Raw genomic sequence first — 25,731 nt, forward strand, 5'->3', positions numbered from 1 at the left:
AATTATCTTCAAGCCTCTTGTTCCTGTGTTCTTATTGATTACTTAAATCATTATTTTCTAGTTAATTAAAATTAACTTTATTTAAACTTAACTCTATCTTTATCAAATCCTTATTAAGATATAGAGGAAATTAAACACCCAGTAGCCATACTAAAAAAATGTGATGATTAAATATCTATTGTGATCAAAATCCTCAGGCAATTATTCAAACTAGAGTTTATTATCTTGATATCCTCTCTGTTAATTGCCTATACCTCACAATCACCAATTTCTCATACTTCACAATCAACAACGGCTCAGCTCAAAACAAAAAAAAATAAACCTGATCAACGAGAAATTAATACTCCTCTCGAAGCCGCTATCGAAGAATTGCGAGTCTTTAAAATAAAGATTGAAAGTGAAGATGGCATCAACCGAAAGGAATATTCTGAAGACCTAGCTGATACCTTATTAATTGTTGATAGTGCTTATGGCAATCCAAAAGCTTTAGAAGCAGTAAAATCATCTGCCCAAGGACATAAATTAGCTCTACAGTTTTGGCAATGTGATCAAGTTACTGGCTACGAAGCGACTTACCAATGCAGAGATAAAGTACTTCAAGAAATTTTTGTCAAATATCCCGATATCAAAGCACAAGCTCTAGAAATCGTTGCCGACGAAAATCTATCTTTTATTAGCGAAGGACTAGATGAAAAAGCAGTATTGCAAGCGGTTTGGCAGAAAACTCACGCAGATACATCAACAGCATTACAGGAAATTAACCCAGTAGATACAGCACAAAGTTACTAAAAGAGTAGAACCAGCATGCTTTTGGGCTGGAGGCTTGACGGAACTATAATAGGTTGTGTCGTCTACTCTCACTTCACTCATTGTGACTACCACTCCCCTACCCCGTGGCTCCGAATTCGATGCAGACTCACAGGCTCAGCAACCTGATGCCTTGGGACGCTTTGGGAAGTTTGGCGGCAAGTATGTGCCTGAAACGCTAATGCCTGCTCTGAGGGAGTTAGAACTCTCCTTCGAGCAATACCGTAATCATCCAGATTTCCAAGAGGAACTGCAACAACTGCTGCGAGACTATGTGGGACGTCCTAGTCCTTTGTACTTTGCCGAGCGCCTGAGTACGCACTACGCCAAAGCTGACGGTAGCGGACCACAGATTTATCTCAAAAGAGAAGACCTGAATCACACAGGAGCTCACAAAATCAACAATGCACTGGCTCAGGTGTTGTTAGCCAAACGGATGGGTAAGCAACGGATCATCGCTGAGACAGGTGCAGGTCAGCACGGTGTTGCCACAGCAACAGTATGTGCACGATTTGGTTTAGAGTGTCTGGTTTACATGGGTGTCCATGACATGGAGCGACAAGCTCTTAATGTGTTTCGGATGCGGCTGATGGGAGCAAAGGTGCAACCAGTATCAGCAGGTACTGGCACCCTCAAAGACGCCACATCAGAAGCAATTCGGGACTGGGTGACCAATGTAGAAACCACCCACTACATCCTGGGTTCAGTTGCCGGGCCTCATCCTTACCCGATGATGGTACGCGATTTTCACGCGGTGATTGGCAAGGAAACTCGCGCTCAGTGTACAGAAAAGTGGGATGGTTTACCAGACATTTTGTTGGCCTGTGTCGGCGGTGGTTCCAACGCCATGGGACTATTTCACGAGTTTGTCCGGGAGTCCAGCGTGCGGCTGATTGGGGTAGAAGCAGCAGGGGAGGGTGTGGACTCAGAGAAACACGCCGCTACCTTAACCATGGGCCGTCCAGGAGTGTTACACGGTGCCATGAGTTACTTACTCCAAGATAGTGATGGTCAGGTGATAGAGGCCCATTCGATTAGCGCCGGCTTGGACTATCCAGGTGTTGGCCCAGAACATAGCTATTTGAAAGATAGCCAAAGAGCGGAATATTACAGCGTCACCGACCAAGAAGCCATTGACGCTTTTCGTCGCTTGTCTGAGCTAGAGGGAATTATCCCAGCCTTGGAAACAGCTCATGCGATCGCTTATCTGGAAACTCTTTGTCCTCAACTTAGTGGTAACCCTCGCATTGTCATTAACTGCTCTGGTCGCGGTGATAAGGATGTCCAGACGGTAGCCAAGTATATTAACTTGGAATCGGGAAACTAGAGACTACGGACTGAGGTATTAAGAAAGTACAAAGGCGGGAAATATTCGACCAACTTTTGCGTCTTAGGTTTACCGAAGGTAGAGCATTTACTCTGCCATAGCTTTAACCTTTAACTTTCAACCCCCATTCCTGAAATAATGCCAAAACCTTTAAGCCAGATTAGCTGGGGATTGCTTTTTCTTGGTGGTGTCCTGAGTAGCTGTCAATCCTCTGGGAGCTTCTCTAGATCGATTCCTTCTCAGGGGGAGCCATCTCCAATCGTCTCTGGTGAGTTAGATTCTAGTGAAATTAAAACTTTGGAAGAATCCGTTCACCAAAAGATTAATCAATATCGCCAATCCCGCAACCTACCGTCTCTCACTTGGGACGCTAAGATTACTCAAGTCTCAAGAGTTCACAGTCAGGCGATGGCAAGTGGTAAAGTTCCTGTTAGTCACCAGGGATTTGACCAGCGGGTCAAAGAGATTAGCCAGTCCCTTCCCTATCGCGGCGCTGCGGAAAATGTAGCCTACAACCAAGGTTACTCTGACCCAGGTGAGCAAGCATTTCAGGGTTGGCTAGAAAGTCCCGGTCACCTCAAGAATATTGAAGGAGATTTTGACCTCACTGGCATTGGCATTGCCAAAAATTCCCAGGATGAATATTACTTCACGCAAATTTTCATCAAACGCCGCTAAATAGTTACTAATTATCATCATTTTGAAGGTTAAAAGTTACAAGCTAAAAAAGTAGCAAAAAACCTTCAGGCTGCCAACCTGCTAACCCAAGATGAGTATGGAATTGAAAGATTTTCAAGTTTGCGATCGCGACCTTCCGGAATCTCTGTCTCTGGAGTACCTTAAAGCAGAAGCGATTGCGGTAGACACGGAAACCATGGGATTAATCTATCAGCGTGATCGCCTCTGTTTGGTGCAGTTGTGCGATCCCCAAGGTCATGTAAGCGTTGTTCGCATTGCCAAAGGACAAACAGAGGCTCCTAACTTAAAACGCTTATTTGAGGCACCTGATGTGGTTAAGGTGTTTCACTTTGCTCGTTTTGATCTAGCCATGCTACAGCAGAATCTTGATATTCAGGTTAGACCCATATTTTGCACAAAAATTGCTAGTAAGTTGGCTCGCACCTATACTAACCGACATGGTCTTAAGGAGTTAGTCCTAGAGTTAGAACAGATAGAACTGGATAAGACTGCTCAGAGTTCCGACTGGGGTAATGCCTCCAATCTCTCAGATAAGCAGCTACAATATGCCGCTAATGATGTCAACTATTTATTAAGTTTGCGGCAGAAATTAATCAAAATGCTCCAACGAGAAGAGCGTTGGGAATTAGCTCAAAGATGCTTTGAAGCTTTACCAGTAATTGTGGATCTAGATTTAGTGCATTACAGAGATATCTTCGAGCATTGAGACGGCTTTTGCTGCTTTTGTTTCCCGTAATTTCAAATCGGTGAGAGTTGGCGGCAGAGGCGATCGCTCTTTGAGTGGATAATGCCGCTTCTTGATCAAACGTTGTAACTCGACAACCCGCTTACCTGGAGCCGGATGAGTTGATAAAAACGCTAAAGATGATTCCTTTTGCCGACTCATCCTGGCAAAAAAATCCGTTGCTCCGGCAACATGACCGTAAGTCTGTTGCAATAAACTCAAGCCAAACTCATCTGCCTGACGCTCCTGAGACTGGGAAAATTGTGACCGACTTATTGCCCTAACTCCGGAAGCCGTCAGAGATTGTATAGCTCCTGCATCACCGATAAAATAAGCGACGGCTGCCTGTACCAGTATTGCTCTTCCTAAATTCCGTAGCTGATCGCGATGGGCAAAATGACCCAACTCATGCCCCAAGACCATCATCAGTTCATTTTCTGACTCTGCCTGTTTCACTAAACCAGCATAAATCACAATCAGATCTCCAGGTAGCGCCAAGGCGTTCACAGTGGAGTCTGGTAAATAGAGTACCCGATAATTTCGCTGTTGACGTTGCTCTGCTGGCAGTTGTTTTTCCAATTGCGCTAGCAGTTGATTAAGAGTATCTTGAGCTGGTGAGGGTTGAGCTTGCTGCTCGTAAACCGGAATGATCACAGCTCCTAAGCTTTGCTCCACACTGAGAGGAATTAGCCCAATTAGACCGTTAATTAGCAAATTCAACAGCCCAATAATGCCAACAATAAAGGTGACAAATAGCCCCAATAAAATAAGCAATTGGCGGTTACTTGGGGGGGGATTACGATTGTGTAGTGTGTTCGGTTGATTTTTGTCTTCCACGGGCAAGAAAATCGCTCTAATTCTCGTTTCAGCGCCCAAATTTAGGTGATAAGCTGTTAACTACTCTTAGTTGGACGGAAGGGATTTAAGAAATTAATCAGACCATAAAGCTTACGAGATTGAACCCATAAGCGTCCTTGACCACTAAAACGGCATACTAATCCTTCTCCTCCTAAAATACCAGTTTTTAGACCTCTAAATGATAAGCCACCTAGCATCTCGACCTGGTAATTTAAAGTATCTTCAAAAGCGACAATATAGCCTGTGTCTACTACATAATCACCTGCCACAGGAATTTCAATAATTGCCCCATAGGAACTAAACCAAAAATCCCCTTGACCCGTAGCTCGAATTAGGAACAAAGACTCGCCACTAAAGAAGCCTTTAAAACCTTGAAACTGCGTATCAATTTCCACTCCTTTACTACAGGCAACAAACCCCGAAGATTGCACCAGTAAAGCATTGCTGTGCAAATAGTAATGCTGAATATCTCCAGGCACTCCAGGTGAGACATAAATTTTCCCTGGTTGTCCTTGAGCGGTAAATTCACTGATAAATAAAGACTCACCACTCACCATCCGCCCCAAGCCTTTCATCAAGCTGCCTCGCACTCTAGAATTCATCTTGATGCAAGAGTCCATTGCCGCCATTGCTCCTGATTCGACTAACACAGTTTGCTCTGTTCGTAAGTTCAGAATCAATGAAGCATAGGCTGGAGCATGTTCAATTTTATAGGCAATTTCATCAATCATTGTTATTTAGTAACGGCTATTTATTAGTGATTATTGATAAATTTCCTTAAACCATCACTAGCGCGGTGGCAGTTGAGAACCTACTTGCCGAGCGAAAGCACTAGAGTTGTGAGTTTGGCAATAAATTTTGCCCTGTCCTTTAAAGCGGCAAACCAGTCCTTCTCCTCCCAGAAAAGCACCAATCCAGCTAGAACCAGCTTTAGTAATCTCAAAAGTTAGGCTTTTTTCAAAGGCAACAATGTGACCAGTATCAACAATATATTCCCCATCCACTGGCACTTGATAAACTGCACCAAATGAGTTCAGTAATAGAGAACCATAACCACTAATAACCAACCAAAAAATTGATTCCCCAGAAAATAGGGACTTGAAACCCTGGAATCCTAAATCAATATCGACACCCGAAGCACTAGCCAGATAAGAAGTCGCCTGTACAACTAACTCTTGACCATTCATTTAATAAAGTAAGATATCACCCATTAACTTGGGTGCCAGAAAGATTTCTCCTCCTGCAACAGGAGAGCGAAAAACACTCAAAAATAGTGATTCACCGCTGGCTATACGTTTTAGTCCACCCATAATGCCACCTCCTTTGCCTTGTCGCAAAGTGGTGCTGGCATTAATTGAGCCATTCATAGCTATCATGCAGCCTGCTTCTGCAACTAATTCTTCATTAGCATCTAGGACGACACGAGCAATTGCACTGTCGGGTTGGTGCAAAAGTTCTATATCCATCTAGTTTTCCTAAGTTAAATGGTCAGTTTATTCGTTATTGAAATGTTTAGATATGCCAGTTGCAGTCAGGTTAGGCTATAAATTCCCAATAAGACTCAAACAGCAAGAGATTTTTAATACTGTTACCTATTTCTTTTCCTCTCCTATACTGATATTAATTAACGGAGTTTAGGACGTAAATACTTTACTAATCCGTCAATACTACGAGACTGTAAATAAATCTCACCTTGACCAGTCAGTCTACTAATAAATCCTTCCCCCGAAGTAATAGAGCCTAACCAGCCACCAGCTAGTCCAATCTGCATACGAATTCCTGGTTCATAAGCTACTAAGTGACCAGTATCGACAATAAATTCGCCATCAATCTGTTTACTGGTGAGGCCGCCATAGGCACCAAAAAAAACCTTACCGTTACCACTAACTTTGATTTTGAAAAGTCCTTCGCCTGAGAACCAACTCTTAAAACCTGCCCAACGAATGCCTAATTTCGTCCCAGGAGTATGACCAATATAGGCACCAGGTTGAAAACAGAGTTCGTTTCCCCTTAATTCAACACAAGCAATATCGCCAATGGTAGACTGGGTAAGTACCAGGTTTAATGGTTGCTGGGTTTGATTACTAAAAGTATTAACAAATAATGATTCTTGACCAAAGAATTTTTTGAGCAAAGCCCCGAAGAAGCCACCAGAAAAATCAGTTTCCATGGTGATTTGAGTATCCATACTGGTCATTGCACCCGCTTCAGCGGTAATCGTCTCACCAGGCTCAAGGTTAATAAAAATTGCCGCAAAGGCCGGCTTGTAGCGAATTTCGTATTTCACTGCCAAAATTCCCACGGCTGAGTGATAGAACATTAACAGTTTGGCAGTAATTGCGCTGATGTGCAGCTTTCTTCAAGAAAGTTAAGTAAAGCGCTTATTTACATTTTTTCACATTAATTGATCTGAGCAGGTAATAGAACCTTAAATAGGGACATCAGTACAATAAGGTCTATAATTATTGGACAGTGCATCCGAGCTATTTGCTCTCATAATTAATTTCCAGATTTTGCCTATTGAAAATGGAAAATATTAAGCAATTGGGCGGACTGCAAAGACGCCTAAAACTATTGATTAGAAGATTAGGAATCCCTCAAATTGTGGCAATCTGCATTGCCCTACTTCTGGTATTCCAGTTTTTAGTACTGCCAGCACTAACCCAGCAACCAGTAGTGCTGACGATGTTGATGAATGCTCCTGAAGTTGAATATTGGAATGAGCTGCTAGTCAAGCCATTTGAAGAAGAAAACCCAGGCATTCGGATTAACATCCTTGAGGGTCCTAATGCCGCAGATTTAGTGGAGAACCTATACACCTCTGCATTTATTCTGGGTGATTCTCCTTATGACCTAATCTACATGGATGTCATCTGGGCCCCTAAATTTGCGGCAGCAGGTTGGTTGCTAGACCTCTCTGACAAAGTCACCGACCAAGAGTTACAACCATTTCTAGATAAGGATGTAGAAGGCGGACGCTACGAAGGCGGACTGTATCGTATGCCCTTCCGTTCTGATGCCGGGATGCTTTACTACCGTAAAGATTTATTGGCAGAAGCGGGCTACCAACCACCGGAAACCTTCCAGGAGTTGGTGCAAATTTCGCAAGACTTACAACAAAAAGGCGCTGCTACCTGGGGCTATATCTGGCAAGGCAGACAATATGAAGGCTTAGCAGCAATGTTTGTCGAGATTCTGGAAGGCTTTGGCGGTTTCTGGGTTAACCCAGAAACCCTAGAAGTGGGACTAGATCAACCGGAAGCAATTGAGGCGATAGATTTTCTGCGCAGCACCATCGAGAAAGGAATCTCTCCCTCCGGAGTCACCACTTACCAAGAAGAAGAAACCCGACGTTTGTTCCAAAGTGGCGCAGCGGTATTTCTACGCAACTGGCCCTATGTCTGGCCCTTAGCCAATGCGGACGATTCAGCAGTGGCAGGCAAAATTGAAATTAAACCCATGGTACATGCTCCCGGTCAGAGCAGTGGTGCTTGTTTAGGTGGTTGGGGCATCGGAATTTCCCAAACTACGGCACACCCTGAAGAAGCGTGGAAAGCGATTGAATACTTCACCAGAGAGGAAGCACAGCGCCGAGTTGTCCTAGAGACAGGCTATGTACCCAGCCGGAGAAAATTATTCACAGACCCGCAAATCGTTGCTAAGTATAATTACTACCCAGATTTGCTCGATGTCGTCGAGAGTGCCGTTTTACGACCCCCAATCGCGCAATATGTCCAAGCATCCGATATTTTGCAGCGCTACCTCAGCGCCGCACTAACAGAAATTACCACTCCTGAAAAAGCCATGCAGTCTGCTGCTAATGAAACACGGCGCTTACTAAAGAGATAGAAGTGGGAAGGTTGCCTTGTCTGAATTGTCGGCAGAACATTTAGTTTTCAGCAAACCAACCTTCATATCCTAGAGTGATCACCAATTATTAAACATGCAATCAACGAAATCTGACCCAATACAAGCAAGGGAACGCAGGACAGGCTGGCTCTTGATCACACCTGCTATCTTGGTTCTATTGCTGGTTTATGGTTATCCCATTTTGCGCTCGTTTTGGTTGAGTTTGTTCACCAGAAACTTGGGGACAAAGCTAGAACCAGTCTTCACTGGTTTAGATAACTACGCCCGTATGGCAGGGGATAGTCGTTTCTGGCAAACTCTCTGGAATACGACAGTTTTTACCTCAGCCTCAGTCATTATTGAGCTAGTACTGGGAATGGCAATTGCTTTAATTCTCAATCAAGCCTTTAGAGGTCGTAGCATTGTGCGAACTATTGCTATTCTTCCTTGGGCACTGCCAACTGCCCTGATTGGTCTAGCGTGGGCTTGGATTTTTAACGACCAATTCGGCGTTTGGAACGATATCTTAATGCGTTTGGGCATCATTGAGCAAGGAATCAATTGGCTGGGCATGCCAACTACTGCCATGATGACGGTCATCGCGGCTGATGTTTGGAAAACTACTCCTTTTATCAGTATCTTACTCCTCGCAGGCTTGCAATCAATTTCCCAAGACTTATACGAAGCCTACGCTATTGACGGAGCAACGCCTTGGCAGAGTTTTACCAAAATCACTTTGCCACTACTAATGCCGCAAATCTTAATTGCCCTGCTATTCCGTTTTGCTCAAGCTTTTGGTATTTTCGACCTGATCCAGGTGATGACAGGAGGCGGCCCTGGTGGTGCCACCGAGGTAGTCTCACTCTACATCTATTCTACTGTCATGCGTTATCTAGATTTTGGGTACGGAGCGGCGTTAGTGGTGGTGACCTTTCTGTTGCTGGTTACTGCTGTAGCAATTGCCAGCTTTTTGCTGAGTAAATCCCGTACTAATGTCCCTGGAATTTAATTATTTGTCCTGTTCTTTTTGTGAGTAAAAGCATCCATAACTGCTAAATTTTCTTGTAGCTATAGAGGCAAATATAGCAATGATAAATGAGAGACAAACACCTCACTATTGTCCCCTTTATCCCCTCCTCCCTACCTCAACTTTCATTATATCCAATTGCAAACCACGATAAATCATGACGACAATTCAAGATTCTTCAAGCACCCCGAGCAAAGGCAGCGGCATCAATATACTTAAGCAAGTCATCCTCCCCATAGGAATCTTCTTGCTCGTCGTTTTTTGTCTAGCGCCAGTTCTCTGGCAATTGCTCACTTCAGTTAAAGTTAACGAGGATATAACCGCCGTTCCCAACGTCTATTTTCCCGGTCGGTACACACTGCAACACTACGTAGATTTATTTACCCGTCGCCCCTTTGCTCTTTATATCTTCAACAGTGCCTTTGTTTCCATTACTTCCACATTAATGTGCTTGGTAATTGGCGCACCAGCAGCTTACGCTTTGGCACGGCTGCGTCTTCAGGGCGAACAATTTATCCTAGCTGGCGTTCTGATTATTACTTTATTTCCTTTTATTCTCTTATTCTTGGGATTATTAGAAATCATTCAAACTCTGAGATTAGGTAACAATTATTTAGCCTTGATTATTCCCTACATTGGTATTAATTTACCTCTGACAATTTTGGTAATGCGGAGTTTTTTCCAACAGTTGCCCAAAGACCTAGAAGACGCAGCCAAGATTGACGGCTATAATACTGTGCAAATGCTGACCCAAATCGTGCTGCCGATGACGCTTCCTGCCTTAGTTACCACAGGCATTCTCACCTTTATCTTTGCCTGGAATGAGTTTATCTTCGCCTTGACGTTCATTACCCGTGAACAGATGAAAACAATTCCCGTAGCTGCTGCTCAATTAAGTGGTGTTTCAGCATTAGAAATTCCTTACGGTTCCATTGCTGCTGCTACAGTTTTGGGAACCTTACCCTTGGTGTTACTGGTAATGTTCTTCCAACGCAAGATTGTTCAGGGTCTAACTGCTGGTGCTGTTAAGGGTTGAAGATTAACTGCCTTAAATTTTCCAAGCAAGTTTAACCTACTAATAATAAATATGCCTAAACTCGAATTACATAATCTCAACAAGACCTACAATCCTCAAGTTATTCCGGTTAAAGACGTCAGTGTTGGTGTTGATGAAGGAGAGTTTCTCACTTTACTCGGGCCTTCCGGATGTGGTAAATCAACACTGTTGCGGCTGATTGCTGGGCTAGAGCAACCTACCCGTGGCAAGGTGGTACTTAGCGGACGCGATGTTACCAAAGTGAGACCAGGCGATCGCAATATTGCTATGGTATTCCAAAGCTATGCTCTCTACCCCCACATGACGGTCTATGAAAACATCGCTGCTGGTCTCAAGTTACGCAAAATTTCGACTGAAGAAATTCGCCAGCGTGTCCAAGAAGTTGTGGGCAAACTAGGACTAGAACACTTAATGGATCGCAAACCTGGTCAAATGTCTGGTGGTCAACGGCAAAGAGTTGCTCTGGGACGGGCATTGGTGCGTAAACCGGACGTCTTTTTACTGGATGAACCTTTAAGTAACCTTGACGCCTTATTACGAGAGCAAGTGCGGGCAGATTTGAAACAACTATTTGCCACACAAAAAGCACCTGTGGTCTACGTAACTCACGACCAGACAGAAGCTATGACCCTTTCGACGAAAGTGGCAGTACTTTTTGAAGGTGACGTGCAGCAGCTAGATGAACCGCAGCGTATTTATACTCAGCCAGCTAATCAGTTTGTGGCCGGTTTTGTCGGTTCTCCTCAGATGAACTTACTAACGCTGAGTTGTCAGGGTAACCATGCGCTGTTGGGTGAATTTAAAATTTCCTTGCCTAATCTTGCTCAAGTACCGCCGCAGATTGTGCTGGGTATCCGACCAGAAGATGTTTCCTTTGCCAAGCCGGAAGACCAGCAGACAATTCAAGGCCGGATTTTCTTGGTGGAAAACCTGGGTATGCAGAATCTCATTAGTGTGCGGGTTAAAGGTTCAGACTCGATAACGATTCGTGCTCTTTTGCCCCTTAATCTAACCTGGTCAGAAGAGGAAGTGACTCTGGCGATACCACCGCAGTCGATTCACTGGTTTGATGTTAAAACAGGCGATCGAATCGCCAATCGCCCCGATTGACACTCCCTCTGATAAATTAGGGGTCTTTTTTGGACAATTACAGGAGTTTCAGAAATTGAGCAGCCATCCAGCCAGGGTTAGTGGTTCCTGGTCTGCCACCATAACGCCAATCTCCGTCTTGGTTATGTTGGAAATCCCAAACCTCAACCAGGGTGCCATTGGGCAGACTATCGATAACATTGCCATCAATAACTGGACTGGAGCGCACATTCAGGGGTAAACCTTGAGTGACTACTGTTGCTCGTTGTTTTGTGACTGGGACATCGCCTCCTATCCGGGAATGACCATTGAAAACAAACCACGACTGAAACCCTCCGAGACTTCCGGGTAACTCGATTCGGTAGTGATCAAATTCCAGCCGATAGCTTGTAACCTCAAAGCTAGCACCCCTAGGTACTGCCAGTCTTTGGCTGGGTGGTAGTTGGGATGAGTCACCAGTACTCTGCTTAAAGGTCGTTTGCTGAGTTACGTATATAGTTTGTGGCATATAGCACCTGTTACCTCAACACCACAAGTTTACCACTCATAATTGATGCAAGTGATGAGAAAAAGGCAAGTAAAGTAAGCTTAGCAAGAGTATTCGAGCTTTTAATATAGATAAAATTACCAAAGAAATCTCCCTGGACTTGATAGCAGCTATCAAGCCCTAATCTAAGAAAATATTAAGAGTCACACCGTGAACAAGTTACGATAGTTTGGCCCCCACAGACTTCTGAACGTGAACCCGCCACAGACCTAAACCAATTAAGCGCCCAGGTAGATCACGCAAGAGAGGCACACGGAGAAAGCCAGGCAATCGGAATGGTTGACTTGAGTTGAGGGCACGAGCAACTATCTGCTGCTGAACTAAAGCCTGCAACTTCTGGATAATGCGTGTAGAACACTCCCGTTGGCGTTGTACCTCTGCCAAATCCCACAGATGTAGGTGACCAGCCCTCAGTGGCTCCCCTAGGACATTAGCTGCCACAACTGCATCTTGAATTGCATAATTAATGCCAACTCCGCCGACTGGTGACATCACATGGGCAGCGTCGCCAATTAGTAGTAGTCCAGGCCGATACCAACGTTTCAGGCGGCTGGACTCAACTGAGAGAAAGGCAACTTCTGACCAATCCTGAAGAAGCTGCACGCGATCGCTTAATTCCGGCACCACTTTAACCAGTGACTCTCGCAGCGCTTTCAAGCCAGCAGCACGAATCTGCTGATAGCCGCCCTTGGGAAAAACATAGGCAATCTGCCAGGATTCGGAGCGGTTGAGCATAGCCACCATTTTCCCTTGAGTAATACGACCCATACCGCCTTCTGGTTCTTCTGGTCGGCGTGGCAAACGGAACCAGAGAACATCCATCGGCGGCGAGGTAACGATTGACTCAAATCCAGCCAGTTGACGTAGGCGCGAGTGACGACCATCTGCGCCAATTGTGAGCTGACTGCGTACTTCCTGCCAGCCACCGTGTCCCCGATAGCGGACACCCCTGATCACACCATTCTCCTCAATTAACTCCTGGGCGTTCGCCCCCAGCAACAGCTGAAAGTTGGGATAAAGTTTCGCTTCCTCGATGATAAACTCCAGAAATTGCACCTGAGGCATCATCGTAATATAGGGATACTGCGTTTTCAGACGACTGAAATCAGCAGGTGTGAAAGAACCACTAGGGGTCTTCAGGGTAAGATTACGCATCTTGGCATGAGGCAGTTGCAGCAGGCGCTCAGCTAGACCGATTTCCTCCATAATTTCCATAACTGAGGGGTGAATTGTGTCACCTCGAAAATCACGTTGACACTCTCCGTCCTATAAGTGCGGAGATTCTTTGTTCATAGACCCAACTTGCTTTAACAGGATTTCTCCAATCAAAGTAGAGGTCGAATCTCCCAAAGCGTTCGGGTTGATGACCCAAGTTCCCACATGCCCTGTGGTACTCAAGGCTGATTTCAGGATGTTGATAGCGGCGTTCCAGTCTCTATCTAACACGAACCCACACTGACAAATATGGGTTCTCATCGATAGGGACTTTTTGACAAGAGTGCCACAACTAGAGCATTTTTGCGAAGTGTAGGAAGGATTAACCGCAATAGTTATCTTGCCAAACTTAACCCCGAAATACTCTAGCCACTTCCTGAATTGATACCAACCTGCATCATTAATAGATTTGGCAAGACAATGATTTTTAACTAAGTTTCTAATCCTCAAATCTTCATAGGCTACCAAATCGTTAGATTGGATTACGCAACGCGCCAGTCTTTTGGCGTGTTCTTCACGTTGCCTACTTATTCTGAGGTGTACTCGTCCTAGTCGATTAATGGCTTTTTTACGGTTGGCTGAGCCTTTTTTCTTGCGAGAAACACGGCGTTGTCTAAACCTCAGCCGCTTCTCGCCTGTTCGATAAAACCTAGGATTAGCTTCAGTGTGTCCATTGCTATCGGTGTAGAACTCTTTGAGTCCAACATCTAATCCAATAGTTTTACCTGTTGGGTTAATGTCTACTTTGTTCTCGGCACTTACCAAGAACTGAACATAGTACCCATCGGCACGACGCACTAACCTAACTCGTTTTATCTGTTCTAACTGGTAGTAGTTTAAATCCCACGTCCCTTTGAGTTTAAGCTTGCCAATCCCTTTCTTATCCGTGAAAGTGATTTGTTTTCGGGTGGCAGAAAGCGACCATCCTGAAGTTTTGTACTCGAGTGATCGACAATTTTTCTTAAACGTTGGATAGCCTTTCTTCCCTGGAATAGCCTTCTTACAATTGCTGTAGAACCGAGCAATAGCGCTATAGGCTCTTTCAACTGCAACCTGACAAGCATGAGAGTTCAAGGCTTTCACGAATTGAAACTCAGCTCTGAGCTTAGTGTTGTAGCGATACAGCTCTTTTTGTCCTACACCTCGATTATCCATCCAGTGACGGATAACTTTGTTGCGGACGAATTGAGCGGTTCTAATCGCCTCATCTATAGCAGCGTATTGAGTTGTTTTTCCCTTAGCCTTGAACTCTAAGACAATCATTTGACGTGGAAAAACCTACATCAAAAACATATCATAAACAAAGTCCCCCTGGAAGGGGGGAGGCTTGAATCCCATTATTTTCGGTCAAAATCCTTGTGTGCTTCCAGCAAGGTTACGGTAATACCTTGTTGCACTAAAAGTAGTGCTAAGACAGCTCCAGCCGGCCCGCTGCCGACAATACAACAGGTTGTTTGCTGCACACTCTGAATTTCATGAGTTGTCGCCGCTGTCTCAGCTTGTAGGGAAGTGGGAATTGTGTTCATCGAGAACACCTACCTTTAAATGGATGGTTTTTCCAAAGAGCAACTGGACTATTATCGGCAATTGCCCCTCACTATTTTCGCTAACTTTTAGGAAAGCGGTTTCTAGAAAAAGTAACTTAATCTATATCTGAATCTAATTTAGTCGAGACAACTGATTATTATGCACAGTAGCCAACTTCCACCAGGTCACTACGGTCTGCCCTTGCTTGGGGAAACACTATCATTTATCTTCGACCGTCAGTTTATCGAGAAGCACTATAGAAAGTATGGCGCTATCTTTAAAACCCACATTCTGGGCAAACCAACTGTATTTATGGTTGGTCCAGAGCCAGTGGAATTTGTCCTCTCTACCCATATGGATCATTTTTCTTGGCGGGAAGGCTGGCCGGACAATTTTAAGCAGTTGCTAGGGGAATCTCTATTTGTTCAAGACGGAGAGGAACATCTACGGAACCGACGCCTAATGATGCCCGCGTTTCATGGACAAGCCTTAGCCCGCTACCTCACCACAATGGAGTCGATTACCCAAGAGTATCTGCAGAAATGGCAAGAGAAACGGGAATTTAGATGGTTTGAGGAGTTCAAACAGCTAACTTTTGAGATTGCTAGCCAGCTATTGGTAGGTGCTAAACCCGATTCAGAGGGGAGGGATTTAAACCTTCAAGCAGGAAAAACTGCTTGGGGTTTGCCGACTAAAACCTCCCCGACACTGAGCGAACTATTCACAACGCTGACTAACGGTCTATTTGCGATCAACCCCTTACCTTTGCCGATAACTAAATATGGACGTGCTTTGGCAGCTCGTGACCAGCTATTGCAGTACATTACTACAGTAGTGCGCCAACGCCAGCAACAGCCCACCAATGATGCTCTTAGCCTCTTAGTGCAAGCAAAAGATGAAGAAGGCAACGGTATGAGCTTAAAAGAACTAACTGCTCAAGCGATGCTCTTGCTGTTTGCTGGTCACGAAACCACCACCTCAATGCTGACCTGGTTTTGCCTAGAGTTAGGGCGTCACCCAGAGGTATTGCAAAGAGCCAGAGAGGAACAATTAGCTCTTGCTGAACAAGGGGAAATCAGCCTAGAGCTATTAGGCAAAATGTCCTATTTAGACCAAATTTTCTGCGAGATAGAACGACTCCATCAACCAGTTGGGGGTGGATTCCGGGGCGTCATCAAACCCTTTGAGTTTAATGGCTTCCATGTGCCAGAGGGCTGGCAGTTGGTGTATTCCATCCTAGGGACACACCAACTGGTCTCAATTTATCCAGAACCCCAGCGATTTGACCCAGATAGATTCAGCCCAGAGCGTCAGGAACATAAACAAAAGCCTTTCAGCCTCATCGGTTTTGGTGGTGGACCGCGTATCTGTCTAGGAATTGCCTTTGCCAAGCTAGAAATGAAGATTATTGCTGCTAAGCTATTGCGGAGTTACCAATGGAAACTGCTACCACAACAAAGCCTTGAACCAGTAACAATTCCTACGCGGCGACCTAAAGACGGTCTGCGTGTTCGTTTTGAACAAATCAATCACAATTAAAAATTTAGTGCAATGCGGCTGTTTCTTGTGTTCAAGAATTTGGAGCGACCTAAGAAATTACAATAATCGCATTTACCGCAAACTTCCTGCTTTTCTAGCAATGAACACTCGAATATACCAGATATCACAAGTACCAACAGACGAGACCATTCCAGCCAATCCCTCGGTTGACGCACCTCAAAAAGACCCCTTGATCGCCGGGGGTTTAGAAAACTTGATCTATGTTGGCGCTTTTTTGCTAATTATCGGCGTCGTCACCCTGATCGGATTTCTGAGTAATCGGCTCGAATATGCTCTCATTTTTGCCTTGACTCTCAGTTTCGTACTAATTGCTTTTCTCTTAACACTGTAGCCAGTTGAGTAACTCAATTTTGGATTTTGGATTATCTCTACTAGCAGCAAAATTGTGATGATGACTAATGCAGATATACTTTCAATCAACATCAGTATCGGTGGTGTTGTACTCAATTATTTAGTGAGACGCTTGGTGTGACCTCTTGTAGATCAAGCTCTCTAATCTATCGGTTGAGGTAATAGAGGTTTGTTGCCAAAAGAAAATAGTGAGTTCTTAAGAAAGACCATTTTTTTGTGTTTAAGGGGTTGATTGTTACTTCACGCCTGTCTTACTAAAGAAAAAATTCAGCTCCCCTATTTTTTCCTGCCAATAATAGTAAACCACGTCTATTGTAGACGTGGCTTTTGAGCTAGTCTTGCTTCCTGAAGAAAGCAGCTTAACGATGCATATGTTCCTCTAATAGCTGCTGAGCACGTGGCTTGTAGATCAGATAGAACAGCGCCTCAATGTAGCGCATCATGTCCTCCCGGTTTTCTTTGGAAGTGTAGTTCCAGAAGCCGTAAATCCGACCTAAAGATAGTAGCCGCGTTGTATGGATTTTCCAGGTGTACGTAGTGTAAACTCTGTCCATACCGCGATTGGCAATTTCTTCCCAAGCATGGTAATTTTGATCACATCTAGACACAAAATCCAAGATCTTTTGAGCCATCTCTTGATGGTTGGTGGGGTTAATTAGAAAACCATTCACTTTGTCCTGAATAATTTCTAAAGGTCCACCGAACTTAGTGCCAAAGGTTGGTAAACCAGAAATCATTGCTTCTAAGATGGTAAGACCAAAGGCTTCAAATAGTGCTGGCTGGACAAAGATACCCTGGTTATCGGCAATTACGCGATAGATTTCACCCGAATCACCTTTAGCTAAACGAACACCCAGCCAACGGAATTTACCGTGTAGGTTATACTCATCGATGATTCGATAAAGCTTGATTATTTCTTCCTTTTCTTCGTTGTCGTTTGATTCCTCAACGCGTAATTTACCGGCAACTAAAATCAGGTTACAACGCTCCTGCAATTCCTTGCTTTTACCAAAGCATTCTGCTAAACCCGTCAAGTTCTTAATCCTGTCGAGACGCGCCATAGAAAATAGAGGGCGCTTTCTGGGATCCTCAAGGGTGCCATACACCTGAGAGGAGTCTTCTAAGGTAAACAGCAGTTCTTCTAGCCGTTCAGCATCGGCGGGAACACGGTCTTGTGTGCGGTTGTAGGGGAAGTAGACGCTCTCATTTACCCCAGGTGGCACCACGTTGAACTTAGGAGAAAATAGCTCAATCCCGTTAACAACGTGATATAAATCTGGCATCGTGAAGTTTTGGTAAGACTCGTACTGTCCCACACTATCCGGCTTCCCGACAATTTCTTGATAGGTACTGCTGATGACTAAGTTCGCCGCATTCATGGCGATTAAGTCAGCGGTAAATTGCAATGAGAAGTGGTATTGGTTCTCTAAGTCTTGCCAGTAAAGGTTACTAAATAGGTATTTGGATTTTTCTAGGGCATGGGCAACAATAGCTTGAGTTACACCTAGGCGTCGTGCTAGTAAGAATGCAACTAAATTGCCATCAGAATAGTTACCAACAATGAAGTCTGGAACACCTTGGAATTCTGCTCGCAGTTCTTTTTCTGCGTCGATGGCATAAGTTTCTAGATAAGGCCAAATCTCAAATCGAGAAATCCAGTTGTCAGTTAGCTTAGGATTAAACTCCCGGAAGGGCACCCGCAAAATCCAGGCATTATCGGTGCCGTGGACTTTTTCTAAGCGCTCGTTACAACGGGTGCCATCGCTATTGGGAATTAAGCGGCTGAGGATGATGACTTTGGGCTTAAATTCTGGCCCTTCCAATCCTGCCAGCCGGATATCTTCTTGTAATTGCTTATCTAGACTGCGTGCTTGGTCGAGGACATAGACTACTTGACCGCCAGTATCAGGACGTCCTAAAACTCCTTCTTGCCCAAACCAGCCATGAATCGAGACTAAAGCAATCCGAAAGATCATCGGAATACGGGAGAGGAATTTTTCGAGCACCTCGTCATCAGGAGAGTCAATCAGTTCGTCTAGCATCTCCAGAGTTTCCCGCACCCGACTGGCGGTATTTCCCCAACCGGCTTCAAAGCCCATCTCTTGCAGCTTGAAACGAAATTCTTTGTAAGGTTCCTGGGTGGGACGCTCGCTGACAAAATCTAAAGCCCGCTTTATCTGATCTGAAAGACGTCGTTGGCTTTTAATGCGTTCATTGATCAGGAGCTTAGTTCCCTGAAACTGATGGATGCTTAGGAAATTAAATAAAGAGTCCTGCCACTGTCGGGGGTCTTGAAAAAGCTTACTAGAAAGAAAGCGGTTGAGGTAGTTGACACCTCTTCCAATATTTTTGGAGTCGCGAATTCTGGGGGAATAATCGTAGAAAGGACCAAAATCAAGTTCTAGGACATCCCCTTCTGCTGGATGGTAGCGATTAACGATGCGATCGCGTAGATCCAAAAGCTCTTGTATTGCTACTTCCTCAACTGTCAAGTCTTCTAGAACTCTAAAGACTTCTTGAGCCGTAATTTTTGGTCTGATGACTAGGTAGAGATCTTCATTCTCCAGAATAATTTCCTGAGTGTAATAGACTAGTTTACCTAGCTGGGACGATTCGGAAAAATAGTCCGGTTTTTTGTGTGTAGTGCAGTATTCAGAAAAGGCAGAAACTATATCATTTCGCAGTAGATACTTACGTTCTGAAGTGCGCAACTGACTGAAAAACTGACGTAACTCGCTTTTCTCATCACTATCAAGAACGTTCCTTATTAAATCGATCATTGCAACTCCCGAAAAAGAAAATACAAGATACCAACAACAAGGTTACACATTGGTACTCAGGAAAAAGTATTCCTTAAGAAGGAATACTTATTTCTTAACGTAGACTACAAACATTTACATGTAGTAGTAATCACAGAGCGTAAAGTTGGCTGTATTTTTGCTGAATGTAACGAATGAAAGGATCAATGCTTAAAGTGTCCTGAGTAACACTTTTGATCAGTTCTGCTGCTGTGTATTTGCAACCGTGCTGATAAATTTTCTCTTTTAACCAATTGTGCAATGTTCTGAAATTTCCCTGCTCTATTTGTCTTGGTATTTCTGGGTGAGCTAGTAGAGCAGCTTCATAGAACTGGGCACTGATTAAGTTGCCCAGGGTGTAACACTGAAACACTCCTCCAATCTGACCGGTGTACCAGTGAACATCTTGCAACACACCTTCACTATCACTGCTGGGGACAATGCCCAAGTCAGACCGATAGCGTTCGTTCCAAGCTTCAGGGAGATCCCGGATATCCAAGGAGCCCTCAAGCATCTCTAGTTCTAAATCGAAGCGAATCATGACGTGAAGATTGTAGGTCACCTCGTCAGCATCGGTGCGGATTAGGGTGCGCCCGACTTTATTGATTGCCCGATAGAAGGTATCGAGAGGAACTTCAGCAAGCTGCGCCGGAAATAAGGCAACTAGCTGGGGATAAAGGAATTGCCAGAAACCCAGAGAACGCCCAACAAGGTTTTCCCAAAGCCGTGATTGGCTCTCGTGGACACTGGCAGAAGTCCCACCGGCCAGGGGCGTGCCTTCATACTCCCGGTTGACCCCTTGTTCGTACAGGGCGTGACCCATCTCGTGGATCGTGCTAAATAGTGCCTGTGATAAATCATTTTCATAGACACGGGTGGTAATTCGTACATCACCCGTCGAGAAGTTGATCATAAAGGGGTGATGAGTTTGGTCTTGACGCCCCCTTTGGAAGTCATAACCTAACTGGGACATCACTTTGAGTGTGAAATCCAGTTGTTTGGCTTGAGGATAAGGCTGGAGTAAGCTGCTGTCGTCGGGAGAACTTTGAGCAGTAATAGCTTCTACGATGGGTACTAGTTGCTCTCGTAACTCGGCAAAGAGTGACCGCACAAAGGAAGTTTTGATCCCGTAGTCGGAAAAGTCAATTAATGGATCAGCAATGTGTTCATAGCCTGGGAAAAAGTTGGCCAGTTCGCGGCTCATGTCCAGGGTTGTTTCTAGGTAGGGTTGCACTAAAGCAAAGTTATTAGCTGTTCGTGCTTTTACCCAAGCCTCGTAAGAGTCAGTCCGATGTCTGGAAAATTTTGCCATAAATTCAGATGGCACCCGCACAGCTGTCTCGTATTTTCTTCTGGTAACACGAATCAGGCTAGCGTCGTCGGAGTCATCGGGTAGACTTTGCTCGAAAGGGCGTAAGTCCTCTAGTAACTGACCAATAGCTGGGTCAGTAAATTTGCTGTGAGAAATTTCTTGTAAGGTAGCTAGTTGGCGTCCACGCGCCCTTGCACCACCGGGCGGCATGTAAGTAGCCTGATCCCAGTATAAAAGGGATGCGGCAGATTCAATGTCGTTGATTTCCGTCAGGTGAGTTTTGAGTTTTGAAAGTTTCGGTTCAGTCTTGGCGATAGTCTGCATGATTGGGGGTTGATGCTTCAATACTCGTTTTCTCGGTTTTATTGGAGTATTCCGAAATTAGTAAATGTACACCTGACGATTAAAAATGAAAATACTTTCCTAGGAGTACTTGCCTACAGATAAGCTGAAAACTCAGGTTTTTAACTGAGGTTTATTAACTTAACTGCTGCGCGGTAAAGTTTTATTCAGCAAGTAAATGGCTAACCCTGAAAAGGCTTGCAATTAGATAGCTTGCTGCACGCCAATATCTCTCAATAGCAAAAGCCCTCAGTTAATTTTTTGAGAACTAGATAATCTGCTATTATAACATTCTTACAGAATTTATGTTCAGTCAAATAAACAGTGATGCTTTCATCAGTTTTTCCATCGAGGTATAGTGTTTTCTCAATTGTGTAACACTACCCCCAGCACCTATCAAGGCAACTTTATTGTCTCGATAGTGTTAACTTCCAGCAATAGTGAAGATTCCCAACTTTTTGAGAATTAGCTTCAGCATTTGAACAGAACAACCGGGCTACTAGGTAAATTTTTGCAGTCATTTTTCCTCATCTGAGTTTTACGCTAGTTTCCGGCAGCCTCTAGTATAGAGAATCAACATCAAACATTGTTACTCTATTAAGCACCCTTAAGCTTTGTGGTAAATCTCATCTTGCAATAAAGCTACCTCTATATAAACTGTTATAGCCTTTCTCAAATTGATCAGGTACGAAGCCCTAGATTTTAGGGAGTATGGAGTGGCGAAAAAAGCTCAACATACTTTACTCGAATGGAAATTGCGCTACAAGCTCAATACTTAGTAATTAAAATTACTAAAATCTAGACTTAGGTAGCAGCTAGCGGTGGTAAAAATTGATTTTTTTTGATTAATTGCTTCCCTCCTGAATCAAGGACTGAAATCGTTTGTCTTTGAGCATTATCTCGAAATCTGAGTCATTTTTGACCATCTCTCGGTATTGTTCAGGTTTGAGATTGATGGCTTGTCTCAGGTTAAAGAGAGCTTTCTCAACGTTATTCGACAAAGCATAACAGCAAGCTTTGTTGTAAAAAGTATCGGCGTTATCAGGTTGGATTTGCATTGCTTTGTCGTAGCTAGCAATTGCCTCTTCGTAGCGTCCCAAATAGGCTAGAGAAACGCCCCGGTTGTTCCATGCTTCCAAGTAGTCGGCTTTGAGTTGAATCGCCTGATCGTAGCTAGCAACCGCCTCTTCGTAGCGTCCTAACTCATCAAGGACAATACCCCGATTACTCCAGGCTTCTGGAAAGTCTGGTTGCAATTTTAGGGCTTGGTCATAGCTAGCAATTGCTTCTGCATAGTGTCCTAACTCTACTAAAGCAATGCCTCGGTTATAACAGGCTTTGTGGTGATTAGGCTCAATTTCCAGAACTTGATTATAGCTGGCAACGGCTTCTGGGAAGCGTCCTAATTTCCCCAAGGCATTGCCTCGGTTGTAATAAGCTTGGTAAAGATCGGGCTTAGTGTCTGTAGCTCTGTCGTAGCTAGCAATAGCCTCATTGTAATCTCCTAAGTCAAACAAGACCATGCCCCGGTTGTACCAACACTCATAAAACTCTGGTTCCCATCGAGTAGCCTCTTCAAAGCTAGCGATAGCTTCCTCGTAACGCCCTAGTTTCCTGAGTAGCATACCGCGACTATTCCAGACTTCGGCAAAGTCTGGCTGCAACTGAGTTGCTTTTTCAAAACTAGCAATAGCCTGTTGATCTCGTTTTACTTCTTCTAGGGCAATACCTCGGTTGTACCAAGCTTCAGTAAAGTCTGTTTTGAGTTGAATTGCCCTATCAAAGCTAGCAACAGCCTCTTCGTAACGCCCTAGGTTTCCTAGCGCCTTACCTCGGTTATTCCAGGCTTCTGGTAAGTAGGAATTAAATCCTAGGGCTTTATCGAAGCTGTCAATTGCTTCTTCATACCATCCCCAATCCGATAAAGCTTTACCCCGGTTGTACCAGGCCTCATATTTATTCGGCTTAATTTGAATTGCTCTATCGAAGCTAGAAACTGCCTCTTCGTAGCGTCCTAAGTTGCCCAGGGCACTGCCCCGATTGTTCCATGCTTCGTGATAATCCGGTTTAATTTGAATTGCTCTATCGTAGCTAGCAATTGCCTCTTCATGACGCTCTAAGTCAGTCAGGGCGTTACCACGGTTGTACCAAGTTGAGTCATCATCCGGTTGACTTTCTAGTGCTTTGTCGTAGCTAACAACAGCTTCACTGAGGTTGCCTAAATCGTAGAGAGCAACACCCCGATTGTACCAGACTGAACCATTGTTGGGTTGAATTTCTAGTGCTTTGTCAAAACTAGCTAGTGCTTCTTCCGGTTTTCCTGAATATCCCTGGACAACGCCCAAATTGTACCAGGCATCAAGGTAATCTGGTTCAATTTGAATTGACTGCTCAAAAGAGGCGATCGCTTCCTCAATACGTCCCAAATCTCTCCAAGCGATGCCCAAATGATACCAAGCTTCCAGGTAATCTGGTTTAATTTGAATCGCCTGCTTAAAAGAGGCGATCGCCGCTTGGTATTCCCCCACCTCGCTACGACGCCATCCCAACTCAAAAAAGAATTCCGCTTCCAATTTAGGACTCTGGCTCATGAATTCTCATGCTAGACTTGACACCTTCCCGCTGCCCCTCTGATGCTAAGTTGCGTTCCAATGTCTTACTTGAAGGTTTTAAGCAGATGATTGTGCCTGTCACTTTCTAGTAGACTTCAATAATTTTTCCTACCGCTTCTGCGTTGGTGTTCACAGCTTCCTTGCTGGGTTTGATGAATGTCTTAAACCCGAATAATCCTCCTATGCACGTTCCAGCCGACTTTCAAGTGGCTACTGAGTATAGGAGAATTTCGCACCCAAGGAAACAGTCGAAGCCTGGTAGTTGCACGCCCGTGTTACCCAGGATACCTTACTTTTGGTCGCTTTAGACGCAGTTACCGTGGTAGGGTGTAGTAACTAAGTATACGATATTGCTGAATCAAAGTAGGAATTGTCATTCTGAGCATTGCTTTATTCAGCAGGACAAATCTCAATTAATCTCTCCATTTAAGCCATATTAGCCAATTTTACTAGGAAGTTTTCTCGGTGATCAGAGCAAGTGTAAATCTACTGATTCATCATGTAGACAAGGAAGCGACCCGATAACTAATTCAGATTATCACCTCAGTGACTGTCCTCTAATTCCTCCCATGGGCTAAGATGCGATCGCTTCCTAAAAACGAAATAACAAATAGTACTGACTTTAAAAAAAATCATCCCCACCGATTAAACCTTGTCCAGGGGGTTTGGGGGAAACTCCCCCTAAACCAGGTTTTTCCGACAGAAGACTATTTTATTTTCCGCTTCCGTCAGTCTTAAAACCTGCTAATCAGCCATCAAACATACAAACTCCCCACATATTCCCCGTAGCCATTGTAAGGAAGAGTCTTGATTTTTTCCCACGATAAATTTGGTCCTTTACTAATAAATTTTTCCGTAGCTTGTGACCAGCGTGGGTGAGGTTTGTTAGGATTAACATTTGCTTCAAAACCGTACTCGTGGGAATCTAACGTGTTCCAAAATGTAGCAGGTTGAGCTTCCATAAACTCAATTTTAACTATTGACTTTGCACCCTTAAAACCATATTTCCAAGGCAACACTGCTCGAATTGGTGCACCGTGCTGTTTTGGTAGGGTATTACCGTAGATACCAACCGCAAAGAAGGCTAACTCATTCGCCATTTCTTCCAGGCGCAAACCTTCAGTGTAAGGCCAAGGCAGAGGTCCAAAATGCAGACCTGGCCCTTGAGTAATTTTCGGGTTATAGTATGAAGTAAACTGCACAAACTTTGCCTGAGCCGTTGGTTCCACATCAGCAACCAGTGACTTCATGGGAAAACCAATCCAAGGCAACACCATCGACCAAGCCTCAACACAACGGAACCGATATACGCGTTCCTCTAAGGGGAATTTCTTCTTGAGTTCATCTAAGTCATAGGTACGGGGGTTTTTCACCAAGCCCGTCACTTCCACCTTCCAGTCTTCCGTAGGTAAAGCTTGAGCATTCGACCAAATCGATTTATCACCGCCAAACTCGTAGAAGTTATTGTACTGCCCAGCTAGCTGCTGATCTGTGATTGGTCGGTCAACCTCGGAAAAAGCCGGATTGGTTTTAATTGGTTTTAAACTAGTTGTGTCTAAAGTTGCTGCTAGTGCCTGCTGCGATTCAGAGGATGGTTCACAACCGACAATTGGCAAGATGCTTGCCCCTAAACTAGCACCAATTAAGGTTTTGAGAAAGCGACGTCGATTGAAATAAGCAGATTCTGACGTTACTTGTTGCTCTGGTATTTCCCAGGATTTAGGCACACGAATGATCGTCATTGGACAGAAATTACTACTTAAGCTGATTGGTTACATCAACATGAATACAATTTTGATGATTACATGCTTAGTAACTAACTGAGATCCTAACCGTTTTTAGGTAAGTCTTGCTCTCAATAACCGTAAGCAATTTCTTAATTAGGGGGCAAGGTTGAAAATTTATTTAACTTTAGACCACTAAAAATTCTTTAATATCCGGATAGCTATGGTTATCTTAAGTAGATATTAGATTGTAGAGAAACCCAAGTACTTATAGTAACATTCATTGCCATTATTGAACTTAAGTTA

The 25,731-nt window shown here is 44.2% G+C and carries 19 protein-coding genes and 3 pseudogenes; 10 read left to right on the forward strand and 12 right to left on the reverse strand.

The genetic code is table 11. The features are described 5' to 3' along the window. Nucleotides 1-225 precede the first annotated feature (225 nt). From ACT7WV_RS14290 to ACT7WV_RS14305, 4 genes are all read left to right on the forward strand, one after another. On the forward strand, nt 226-789 hold the full coding sequence (locus tag ACT7WV_RS14290; protein ID WP_445103525.1) for a hypothetical protein: 564 nt from the start codon (nt 226-228) through the stop codon (nt 787-789). An 82-nt stretch (nt 790-871) separates the two neighbouring features. Next, a complete protein-coding gene (gene trpB / locus ACT7WV_RS14295; RefSeq protein WP_445105655.1) occupies nt 872-2,134 on the forward strand; it encodes a tryptophan synthase subunit beta in 1,263 nt (420 codons plus the stop codon). 138 nt (nt 2,135-2,272) lie between these two features. Further along, entirely contained in the window at nt 2,273-2,812 is a 540-nt protein-coding gene (locus ACT7WV_RS14300; protein ID WP_445103526.1) for a CAP domain-containing protein, read from the forward strand. Nucleotides 2,813-2,909: 97 nt separating this feature from the next. Further along, entirely contained in the window at nt 2,910-3,539 is a 630-nt protein-coding gene (locus ACT7WV_RS14305; protein ID WP_463424170.1) for a ribonuclease H-like domain-containing protein, read from the forward strand. On the opposite strand, the gene ACT7WV_RS14310 is transcribed toward ACT7WV_RS14305, so the two are convergent. From ACT7WV_RS14310 to ACT7WV_RS14325, 4 genes and pseudogenes are all read right to left on the reverse strand, one after another. Further along, entirely contained in the window at nt 3,507-4,394 is an 888-nt protein-coding gene (locus tag ACT7WV_RS14310; RefSeq protein ID WP_445103527.1) for a M48 family metallopeptidase, read from the reverse strand. The two genes, ACT7WV_RS14305 and ACT7WV_RS14310, sit on opposite strands and share 33 nt — an antisense overlap. A 56-nt stretch (nt 4,395-4,450) precedes the next feature. After that, nucleotides 4,451-5,146 (reverse strand): TIGR00266 family protein, encoded by a 696-nt coding sequence (locus ACT7WV_RS14315; protein ID WP_445103528.1) that lies wholly within the window; start codon nt 5,144-5,146, stop codon nt 4,451-4,453. Between the two features lie 57 nt (nt 5,147-5,203). Then, nucleotides 5,204-5,881 (reverse strand): annotated as a pseudogene (locus ACT7WV_RS14320) (TIGR00266 family protein). A 158-nt stretch (nt 5,882-6,039) separates the two neighbouring features. Then, on the reverse strand, nt 6,040-6,702 hold the full coding sequence (locus tag ACT7WV_RS14325; RefSeq protein ID WP_463424258.1) for a TIGR00266 family protein: 663 nt from the start codon (nt 6,700-6,702) through the stop codon (nt 6,040-6,042). Nucleotides 6,703-6,941: 239 nt separating this feature from the next. On the opposite strand from ACT7WV_RS14325, the gene ACT7WV_RS14330 reads away from it, so the two are divergent. From ACT7WV_RS14330 to ACT7WV_RS14345, 4 genes are all read left to right on the forward strand, one after another. Continuing rightward, on the forward strand, nt 6,942-8,264 hold the full coding sequence (locus ACT7WV_RS14330) for an ABC transporter substrate-binding protein (protein ID WP_445103530.1): 1,323 nt from the start codon (nt 6,942-6,944) through the stop codon (nt 8,262-8,264). A 94-nt stretch (nt 8,265-8,358) separates the two neighbouring features. Next, nucleotides 8,359-9,273 (forward strand): carbohydrate ABC transporter permease, encoded by a 915-nt coding sequence (locus ACT7WV_RS14335; RefSeq protein WP_445103531.1) that lies wholly within the window; start codon nt 8,359-8,361, stop codon nt 9,271-9,273. A gap of 175 nt (nt 9,274-9,448) precedes the next feature. Beyond that, nucleotides 9,449-10,327, forward strand: coding sequence for a carbohydrate ABC transporter permease (locus ACT7WV_RS14340; RefSeq protein WP_445103532.1), 879 nt, complete (start codon nt 9,449-9,451; stop codon nt 10,325-10,327). Nucleotides 10,328-10,378: 51 nt separating this feature from the next. After that, nucleotides 10,379-11,458: an ABC transporter ATP-binding protein gene (locus ACT7WV_RS14345; RefSeq protein WP_445103533.1), complete on the forward strand. Its 1,080-nt coding sequence runs from the start codon at nt 10,379-10,381 to the stop codon at nt 11,456-11,458. Between the two features lie 37 nt (nt 11,459-11,495). Here the strand turns inward: ACT7WV_RS14345 and ACT7WV_RS14350 are convergent, their stop codons facing one another. From ACT7WV_RS14350 to ACT7WV_RS14365, 4 genes and pseudogenes are all read right to left on the reverse strand, one after another. After that, nucleotides 11,496-11,945, reverse strand: coding sequence for an SH3 domain-containing protein (locus tag ACT7WV_RS14350; RefSeq protein WP_445103534.1), 450 nt, complete (start codon nt 11,943-11,945; stop codon nt 11,496-11,498). Between the two features lie 198 nt (nt 11,946-12,143). Then, a pseudogene (locus tag ACT7WV_RS14355) lies at nt 12,144-13,235 on the reverse strand (FAD-dependent oxidoreductase); the annotation flags it as partial. 15 nt (nt 13,236-13,250) lie between these two features. Then, complete coding sequence (locus ACT7WV_RS14360; protein ID WP_445101400.1) at nt 13,251-14,462, reverse strand: RNA-guided endonuclease InsQ/TnpB family protein; 1,212 nt, start codon at nt 14,460-14,462, stop codon at nt 13,251-13,253. 80 nt (nt 14,463-14,542) lie between these two features. Next, nucleotides 14,543-14,725 (reverse strand): annotated as a pseudogene (locus ACT7WV_RS14365) (FAD-dependent monooxygenase); the annotation flags it as partial. A 160-nt stretch (nt 14,726-14,885) separates the two neighbouring features. On the opposite strand from ACT7WV_RS14365, the gene ACT7WV_RS14370 reads away from it, so the two are divergent. Both ACT7WV_RS14370 and ACT7WV_RS14375 read left to right on the forward strand, forming a co-directional pair. Beyond that, nucleotides 14,886-16,265 (forward strand): cytochrome P450, encoded by a 1,380-nt coding sequence (locus tag ACT7WV_RS14370; RefSeq protein WP_445103536.1) that lies wholly within the window; start codon nt 14,886-14,888, stop codon nt 16,263-16,265. A gap of 100 nt (nt 16,266-16,365) precedes the next feature. Continuing rightward, complete coding sequence (locus tag ACT7WV_RS14375) at nt 16,366-16,617, forward strand: hypothetical protein (RefSeq protein ID WP_445103537.1); 252 nt, start codon at nt 16,366-16,368, stop codon at nt 16,615-16,617. A 379-nt stretch (nt 16,618-16,996) separates the two neighbouring features. On the opposite strand, the gene ACT7WV_RS14380 is transcribed toward ACT7WV_RS14375, so the two are convergent. The 4 genes from ACT7WV_RS14380 to msrP form a co-directional block, all read right to left on the reverse strand. Further along, the gene (locus ACT7WV_RS14380; RefSeq protein WP_445103538.1) at nt 16,997-19,417 is read right to left on the reverse strand and encodes a sucrose synthase; all 2,421 of its coding nucleotides are present in this window, start codon (nt 19,415-19,417) and stop codon (nt 16,997-16,999) included. A 130-nt stretch (nt 19,418-19,547) separates the two neighbouring features. Further along, nucleotides 19,548-21,071 carry a carboxypeptidase M32 gene (locus ACT7WV_RS14385; protein WP_445103539.1) on the reverse strand — a complete coding sequence of 508 codons (1,524 nt, stop codon included), beginning with the start codon at nt 21,069-21,071 and terminating at the stop codon, nt 19,548-19,550. Between the two features lie 863 nt (nt 21,072-21,934). Further along, nucleotides 21,935-23,680, reverse strand: coding sequence for a tetratricopeptide repeat protein (locus ACT7WV_RS14390; protein WP_445103540.1), 1,746 nt, complete (start codon nt 23,678-23,680; stop codon nt 21,935-21,937). A 776-nt stretch (nt 23,681-24,456) separates the two neighbouring features. Then, a complete protein-coding gene (msrP, locus tag ACT7WV_RS14395) occupies nt 24,457-25,443 on the reverse strand; it encodes a protein-methionine-sulfoxide reductase catalytic subunit MsrP (protein ID WP_445103541.1) in 987 nt (328 codons plus the stop codon). Between the last annotated feature and the right edge of the window lie 288 nt (nt 25,444-25,731).

The sequence above is a fragment of the Symploca atlantica LB2515 genome, from assembly GCF_052546295.1.